At 64.1% G+C, this 7,716-nt stretch carries 10 protein-coding genes; 3 read left to right on the top strand and 7 right to left on the bottom strand.

The annotated features are described in order from the left end of the window. Positions 1 to 260: 260 nt before the first annotated feature. On the top strand, positions 261 to 1,526 hold the full coding sequence (locus V7E26_RS14705) for a serine hydrolase domain-containing protein (protein ID WP_324417170.1): 1,266 nt from the start codon (positions 261 to 263) through the stop codon (positions 1,524 to 1,526). Between the two features lie 79 nt (positions 1,527 to 1,605). Here V7E26_RS14705 and V7E26_RS14700 read toward each other — a convergent pair whose 3' ends face one another. The 5 genes from V7E26_RS14700 to V7E26_RS14680 all read right to left on the bottom strand — a co-directional run bounded on the left by V7E26_RS14700 (position 1,606) and on the right by V7E26_RS14680 (position 4,924). Further along, entirely contained in the window at positions 1,606 to 2,361 is a 756-nt protein-coding gene (locus tag V7E26_RS14700) for a serine O-acetyltransferase (RefSeq protein WP_324417168.1), read from the bottom strand. 267 nt (positions 2,362 to 2,628) lie between these two features. Then, on the bottom strand, positions 2,629 to 3,114 hold the full coding sequence (locus V7E26_RS14695; RefSeq protein WP_324417166.1) for a DUF2852 domain-containing protein: 486 nt from the start codon (positions 3,112 to 3,114) through the stop codon (positions 2,629 to 2,631). A 108-nt stretch (positions 3,115 to 3,222) separates the two neighbouring features. Further along, complete coding sequence (locus V7E26_RS14690) at positions 3,223 to 3,936, bottom strand: TetR/AcrR family transcriptional regulator (protein ID WP_324417164.1); 714 nt, start codon at positions 3,934 to 3,936, stop codon at positions 3,223 to 3,225. 120 nt (positions 3,937 to 4,056) lie between these two features. Then, the gene (locus V7E26_RS14685) at positions 4,057 to 4,482 is read right to left on the bottom strand and encodes a YciI family protein (RefSeq protein WP_324417162.1); all 426 of its coding nucleotides are present in this window, start codon (positions 4,480 to 4,482) and stop codon (positions 4,057 to 4,059) included. Between the two features lie 31 nt (positions 4,483 to 4,513). Next, a complete protein-coding gene (locus tag V7E26_RS14680; RefSeq protein WP_324417160.1) occupies positions 4,514 to 4,924 on the bottom strand; it encodes a YciI family protein in 411 nt (136 codons plus the stop codon). A gap of 246 nt (positions 4,925 to 5,170) precedes the next feature. On the opposite strand from V7E26_RS14680, the gene V7E26_RS14675 reads away from it, so the two are divergent. Together V7E26_RS14675 and V7E26_RS14670 are read left to right on the top strand one after the other, a co-directional pair. Continuing rightward, positions 5,171 to 5,956: an SDR family NAD(P)-dependent oxidoreductase gene (locus V7E26_RS14675; protein ID WP_324417158.1), complete on the top strand. Its 786-nt coding sequence runs from the start codon at positions 5,171 to 5,173 to the stop codon at positions 5,954 to 5,956. A gap of 186 nt (positions 5,957 to 6,142) precedes the next feature. Beyond that, entirely contained in the window at positions 6,143 to 6,574 is a 432-nt protein-coding gene (locus V7E26_RS14670; protein WP_324417172.1) for a hypothetical protein, read from the top strand. Between the two features lie 72 nt (positions 6,575 to 6,646). On the opposite strand, the gene V7E26_RS14665 is transcribed toward V7E26_RS14670, so the two are convergent. Next, positions 6,647 to 7,060: a VOC family protein gene (locus tag V7E26_RS14665; RefSeq protein ID WP_324417156.1), complete on the bottom strand. Its 414-nt coding sequence runs from the start codon at positions 7,058 to 7,060 to the stop codon at positions 6,647 to 6,649. Positions 7,061 to 7,156: 96 nt separating this feature from the next. Beyond that, the gene (locus V7E26_RS14660; protein WP_324417153.1) at positions 7,157 to 7,693 is read right to left on the bottom strand and encodes an SRPBCC family protein; all 537 of its coding nucleotides are present in this window, start codon (positions 7,691 to 7,693) and stop codon (positions 7,157 to 7,159) included. Positions 7,694 to 7,716 lie beyond the last annotated feature (23 nt).

Below are 7,716 nucleotides of genomic sequence, written 5' to 3'. Positions count from 1 at the left end.
TCTCACTGCACGCTGGTGACGATGGCCGACGCCCCTCATCTGCGGTGAGACGAGCAGGATTATGCCGGTGATTTGGGGGAAAACGGAAGCAGAATGTTTTTGATTCTCAGGCTTGACACGGATTCCGAAAATCAGAAGTGAGTTGCCCGTCGGGCGGTTTCCTCGCACGCTTTGCCTTGTCGCTCTTGCACGCGTGATCTAACATCGAACTCCAAGCACAATAATCGTGCGGGCCCGAACCGCATCGAAGGGAGAAGACAATGAAGCCATTGATGATGGCCGCAGCCGTTGTTGCCGGTATCGCTGCCACCGCCGCAAGTGCCGCGCCGCTGCCCGAGGCAAAGCCCGATGACGTCGGATTTTCACAACAGGGATTGGCCCGCCTCGACGATTTCTTTGCGCGCGAGATCGCCGCGAAGCGCGTCCCCGGCGCCGTGGTCGCGATCGCCCGCGACGGCAAGCTCGTGCAGTACAAGGCGTATGGCCAGCTCGATCCGGTGAAAGGCACGCCGATGCCGCTGGACGCCGTGTTCGCGCTGGCCTCGATGACCAAGCCGATGGCGGCGGTCGCCGGCCTGACGCTGATGGAACAGGGCCGCCTGCCGCTGCAGGCGAAGCTCTCGGACTACTATCCCGGGTTCGGCGCGATGAAGGTCGGCGTCCCGCAGGCGGACGGTTCGCTAAAACTCGATGCGCAGGCTTCGCCGATCCACATCCACGACCTTTACCGGCACACATCCGGACTGATGTATGGCGGACGCCCGGACAGTTCGAGCCCGGTCGCGCGTCAGTATCCCGGTGGCACCGCGCCGGCGACCGAAGGCGATACCCAGGCCTTCATCGATCGCATCACCAAGCTGCCGCTGGCGCACCAGCCGGCGACGGTTTTCGAATACGGCTTCTCGATCGACGTGCTCGGCGCCGTCGTTGAAAAGGTCAGCGAGCAGCGGCTTGGCGACTACCTCGGCAGCAATGTGTGGCAGCCGCTCGGCATGAAGGACGCCACCTTCCATCCCACCGAGGCGCAGCGCGCGCGCCTTGCCCGTCCCTTCCCCAATGACCCGCTGACCGGCAAGCCGCAGGCGATCACGCTGCTGGACACGCCGACCAAATTCGACTGCGGCGGCGCCTGCGCGTTCGCCACCATGGGCGACTATGTGCGCTTTGGACAGATGCTGCTCAACGGTGGCGAGCTCGACGGCCAGCGTGTTCTCGGGCCCAAGACCGTGCACCACATGATCTCCAACCACCTTGGTCCTGACATCAAGAACAACGTCGGCAATATAGAACCGCATCGCGCCGGCTTTGGCTTCGGCCTGAGCGTGGCCGTTCGCACCGAGGAAGGGCTGTCGTCGGTGCCGGGCAATCCCGGCGAGTTCACCTGGAACGGCGCCTACGGCACGCAGTTCTTCTGCGATCCGAAGGAGCGGCTCGTCGTCGTGGTGGGAACGGCGGCCCCCGGGGAATTGCGAAAATACTATCGCGAGCAGGTGCAGGACATCGTCTACGGCGCGATGGTGAAGTAGGTTGGCGGTGGACTCGTAGCCCGCATGAGCGGAGCGATATGCGGGAACACTTTTCCCGGGGTCGCTTCGCTCGCCCGGGCTACGAAACGCTCTCGGGGCAATTCGTCAATCGCGCCGGCACGCCGATGGCGGTGCAGCCGGCGGGCACATCATGCTCGACGAGCGCGCCGGCGCCGATTCTTGCGAAGTCGCCGACGCTGACATTGCCGATGATGGTCGAGCCGGCGCTGAGCAGAACGCCCCTTCCGATCTTCGGCGCACGCTCCAGTTCGCAATGCTTGCGACCGATGGTGACGTTCTGCAGGATCGTCACCTCGTCGCCGACGACGGCAAAGGCGCCGATGATGATGCCGGTGGCGTGATCGAGAAACACCGACGTTCCGATCGACGCGGCGGGATGAATGCTGACCTGAAGCTGATCGGACGACAGGCTTTGCAGCAGCAGCGCGAGATCACGCCGTCGCTCCTGCCAGAGCCAGTTGGACACGCGCCAGGCCTGCAGCGCGACGTAGCCCTTGAAGTTCAAGAGCGGTGGCAGCAGCGTTGTCGTCGCGGGATCGTGAACGGCGATGCCCTGCAGGTCGCGGCTGGCGGCGTCGATCAGATCTGAAGACGCCGTGAAGGCCTGGTGCGCGACCTGCGTGAAGCGCGCGCGATCCGCCTGCGTTCTGCCGAGCCGCGCACCGATCTGATGGGCCAGCGCGTGGGCGAAATCGGGATGGGCGAGAATCGACGCGGACAGCGCGGCGCCGAACACGGGATCGCGTGCGACGGCGCTCTCGGCTTCGCCGCGGATCGTGCGCCAGAGATGATCGACTGATGCAATTCCCTTCATGACGGCCGCCCAAGAGGTTGCGCGTGCAGACAATATAGAGCGGCTGCACAACAGCGCCAGCGTGCCTTGGTGCTTCGGCTGCTCCATTGCCCGTCCATGACGAAAGGAGAGAGCGGGAGCCATGCCGTCATAGGGAAAGTGAAGAGCACTCGCGCGCCGTACCAAAAACAAACCGCCCATCTGCTTTCGCAGATGGGCGGCTGTATCCGCCATCGAGCGTCATGGGGGCATCACGCGCGCGGCTGAATTCTCTCTACCGAGCCGACCTCAATTCTGTGGCTGGTCGTTCGGCGGGGTCGGGCGCGTCTTGTGCTGCGCCATGAACGCGTCGAACTCTTCCTTGTCCTTGGCGTGGCGCAGGCGGTCGAGGAAGTTCTTGAACTCGACCTGCTCTTCCTCGAGCCGGCGCAGGGTTTCCATGCGGTACTCGTCGAAGGCGCGGTTGCCGCTGGAGGGCGGGCCGAAGCCGAAGCCGCCAAAGCCGCGGCCTTCCATGCGGTTGCGCATCCGGTCCATCTTGTACTGCATCCGCTCCATCTTGTTCTGCCAGCGATCCCCGTTGCTCCAGCAACCCATTTTTCTGCTCCCTAGTGTGAAAAAGAGAAGGGCGAGGCCGATCGGCCACCAGATGATGAAGCCGAGGATGGTCACCGCGATCCAGCCGGGGTGCCAGGGGCTCTCAAGCATATGGGGGCGGTGATAGGTCTCTTCCCTCGGACCGCGCCATCGATTGACATCTGCGGTGTAGGCCATTTCCCTCTCCATGACGGCAATCACGCCGTTGTGAATGTAAATAACATTTACATACCTAAACCATCCACCGTTTTTGTCAAGCGGACGGCGCGTCGCGGCTCTGAAAATTTATTTTTGGGAGCCCCAGGGACCAGATGGCGGTACCGGCGGCGGGCCTGACGGCTTCTGGTCCGGCGACCGGCGGTCAGTCGGGAACCCCAGCCCGCGCAGATAGATCAACACCTGGGCTTCCAGCAGTTCGTCCGGCGACATCGGCAATTTGCGCCGCGCCCCGTCGCCGCGGCCGAACAGCGAGGCCACGCCGTGCGCCATCGACCAGATGTGCAGCGCCATCATCAGCGCCGGTGGCCGGGGCACGCCGGGCGGCGCCATCGCCGCCAGCCGCTCGGCGGCGGCGCGCATGATGGCGAAGGCGCGCTCGCTCGCCGCCATCAAATTGGCGTTGGACTCGACGGGAATCCCCGATTCGAACATCGCCGAGTAGAGCGCGGGCTCGTTGCGGGCGAATGCCAGATAGGCCTTGCCGACGCGTTCGAAGGCGGTGACCGTGTCCGGACGGCCGTCGTCCCAGGCCTGCGTCAGCACCGCCTCGAACTGCTCGAAACCGCGCTGGGCGACCGACGACAGCAATTCATCGCGATCGCGGAAATGGCGGTAGGGCGCGGCGGGGCTGACCCCGGCCATGCGCGCGGCGTCCGCGAAGGTGAAGCCGGCCGGCCCCTTCTGCGAGATCAGATCGAGCGCGGCCTGCAGCAGCGCTTCCTTCAGATTGCCGTGGTGGTAGCCGCGCTCGGTGCGGCCTTGGTCCTTGCGCCAGCTCATGTGAATGGCTTTTACATGAGTGGCGCGTAAAGGTCACTTATTTTGCGCGTTCAGGAAGGTTAACGGTTGGATAGTAGGGCCGGTGGTGACCACTTGAACCTCTCCCCGCCTGCGGCGTTCTCACCCCGCCTTGTGCGCGCTGCCCTTCTGCAGTTCCTCGAAGCCTTTCGCGGCCTGCTGCACGTCCTCGGAGAAATCCGACATCTCCTGGATCTGGCGGATCTCGATCACCTCGTTCGCGCTGGCCGGGCATTTTTTCGCCCAGGCGATCGCCTCCTCGCGCGACCTGACGTCGATCATCCAGTAGCCGCCGAGCACTTCCTTGGCCTCGGTGAAGGGACCGTCGGTGACCATGGGCGTGCCGGTGGCGAAGGAGACCCGCGCGCCCATCGAGGGCGGATGCAGCCCGTCGAGCGCGATCAGGACGCCGGCTTCCTTCAGCGCCTCGTTGTACTTCATCATCGCCTTGACCCTTTCAGGGTCGAGCTGGACGTCGGGCGGCGCGGTCTCATAACCCAGCGGGATCATCAGCATCATGAAGCGCATGGCGGGAGTGTCCTTGGTTCGGGGGTTGCCGTCACTTCTTCGCTTGCGCCCGCAGCTTCTCTTCCTGCTCGCGCAGTTCGGGGGTGAGCGCCTCGCCAAAATCTTCGGCTGAAAACACCTGGCGAATTTCGATCTCGTCGCCTTCGGCAAATGGCGCGCGCTTCATCCAGCCGATCGCCTCGTCCAGCGATTTGGTGTTGATCAGCCAGAAACCGGCGACGAGATCGTTGCTCAGCGCGAACGGACCGCGGCTGACGCCCTCCCCGCTGCCATATCTGATCCGCGCGCCCTTGGACGTCGGATGCAGGCCCTCGCCCGCCTCCATCACGCCGGCCTTGACCAGTTCCTCGTTGAACTTGCCCATCGCGGCAAAGAGCTCCGTGCTCGGCATCACGCCCGCTTCTGAATCCTTGCTGGCCTTCACAATCACCATGAATCGCATCGTCATGCTCCGTTTCGATCCCGTTGGGCGGCAACCATCGCGCCGGCCCTCGTCAACAAGACGAACGGGCTTTTGCGGCCCCGACATGTCGGTCGAGTTTTATTTTTGGTGTGATTCATACCCCGACGCGCATTATTGCCGCGTCGTCGATCCGGTACGGGCTCACCGCTCGTGCTGGATTTTGCATATGCGCCGGCGCCTGGGCTATAGAGCGGGAAATCACCTCTCTCGCCGACGGACCTGGCCATGGCCTCCTCTCCTCAAAAAGTTGCCCTCGTCACCGGCGCCGCGCGCGGCATCGGGCTGGCGGCGGCCAAACGCTTTCTTGCCGAGGGCTGGAAGGTGGCGCTGCTCGACATCGAGGGCGAGTTGCTGCGCGGCGCGGTCGCCGGCATCGCCGATGCCGACAACACGCTGGCGCTCCATTGCGACGTCTCCGATGCGACTGCTGTGGCGAGCGCGATGGCCTCGCTCAATGGACGCTTCGGCCGGCTCGACGCGCTGGTCAACAATGCAGGGATCGCCGTGTTCGCGCCGCTGCTCGATACTTCAGACCGGGACTGGAGCCGCATATTGGCGGTCAACCTCACCGGTCCATTCATCTGCACGAAGGCGGCGGCGCCGTTGATGCGCGAGCATGGCGGCGCGATCGTCAACATCACCTCGATCTCGGCGGTGCGCGCCTCCACGCTGCGCTCGGCCTACGGCACCAGCAAAGCGGGGCTGGCGCATCTCACCAAGCAACTCGCGGTCGAACTCGCTTCGCTCGGCATCCGCGTCAATGCGGTGGCGCCCGGCCCGGTTGAAACCGCGATGGCGAAGCAGGTCCACACGCCTGAAATCCGCGCCGACTATCACGACGCCATTCCGCTCAACCGCTACGGGCTGGAGGAAGAGCTGGCGGAAGCGATCTTCTTCCTGTGCAGCGACCGGTCGAGCTACATCACGGGCCAGGTGCTCGCCGTCGACGGCGGCTTTGATGCCGCCGGCATCGGCCTGCCGACGCTGCGGGGCCAGCGCAGGAACGGGTGAGGTTCGTTCTGCGCATCCCGGCAGGCCAGCATCGATTTCGCCGGCGCTCGACTGGTGCCATTGAACGCCTGTCGCAATATCTTGATCGAAGCCGGCGTCTGTGACGCGAGGCACTTGACGAAACCTTGCCACATATCTCAGCGTAACTGCCCGGAAGGGCCGTGCTGAAAGGAGCCGCGCATGCGAATGGCGATTATCAGAATTGCCGTTGCCGCCGTCGGCCTGGTGGCGGCGATCCTGCCGGTGCGGGCGGATATCCGAATCCTGGCGAGCCCCGGCGGAGAGGTCGGACCGTTTCTCGAACTGTTCGGTCGCGTCCGTGAATCCGGCGAGCGGGTGGTGATCGACGGGCCCTGCCTGTCGGCCTGCACGCTGGTGCTGATGACGGTGCCGACCGAGCGCATCTGCGTGACGCGCCGCGCGGTGCTGGGATTTCACGCCGCGCGCTCGATCGATCGCCGCGGCCGGATCTACGCCGAACCGGAAGCCTCGCGCGCGGTCGAGGCGGCCTATCCGGAACCGGTGCGGCGATGGATCATGCGGCGCGGCGGGCTGACGTCGCGACTGTTGCTGCTGCGCGGGCGCGAGCTGGCCGCGATCTATCCGCGGTGCAGGTGAGCCCGCCAATGTTTCGATGCGCGGTGGGCGCGTCGGTGGGTTACGGCTTCGCCTAACCCACCCTACGAAACCTCACATCCCTTCCTTCGGGCAGTTCACCATCCAGGGGATGCCGAATTTGTCGACGCACATGCCGAAGCCGTTGGAAAAGAACGTCGGGCCGAACGGCATCCGCACCGTGCCGCCCTCGGCGAGCGCCTTGAAGCGACGCTCGCCGTCAGCGGGATCCTCGACTGCGAGCGCGACGGAAAAGCCCTGCGGCGCCTTGTAATCGCCGGGCGTGGCGTCGGATGCCATCAGCACCTCGCCGTCGATGGTGACGCGGGCATGCATGATCTTCGCCTTCCAGTCCGCGGGGATCGGCATATCGGCGGGACCATCGCCATAGGGCATCTTGGCCTCGATCTGCGCGCCGAGCGCCTTCTGGTAATAGTTGAGCGCTTCCTCGCAATTGCCGTTGAAGAACAGATAGGGATTGACCTGCATCGCTGTCTCCTTGGTTTCTTTGGTGGTAGCGTTGGGTTCCGGCTCTGCGTCGCATCACTAACGTGCTGCGCCGCGTCCGGGACACGATCGTTGCTCTCATTTCTCGGTGAGCGTCTTCAGCCTGGCGAGACCGGCTTCAAAATCCCGGCCGATCATGTTGTCGAGATTGATGAACACCTGGATCAGCCTGGACATGAAGTTCGCCGGACCATGCATCACCCATGTGACATGGGTGCCATCGCCCTGCGGCAGCATTGTGAACTCGGCGGTGTTGTGACCTTCGAACGGCGTGAAGAAATCGAGCTTGATGACGATTTTGGACGGCGCCGCAGCCTCGAGAATTTCCATCCGGCCGGAACCGACATTCCTGTCGCCGTCCCAGGCGTAGATCGCGCCCTTGCCGCTCGCGTCACCGTCATAGCTGCGCTTCATGGCGGGGTCTTTCTGCTCGTAAGGCGACCAGCTCAGCCATTTGTGAAAGTCCGATATCAGCGGGAAGATTCGTTCGGCCGGCGCCTTGATATCGATCGCCCGCACGACGCAAATCGTGGCCGGCTTGGTCGCGGCAAGGCCCAGGATGACGGCGATGGCAATCGCCAGGATCACGGCAATGATGGCAATGACTTCGAACATGATCGGCTCCGGGAGGGAGATTG

The organism is Bradyrhizobium sp. (assembly GCF_036735945.1).
Taxonomy (GTDB): Bacteria; Pseudomonadota; Alphaproteobacteria; order Rhizobiales; family Xanthobacteraceae; genus Bradyrhizobium.
This window is presented reverse-complemented; position numbering and strand designations above follow the sequence as displayed.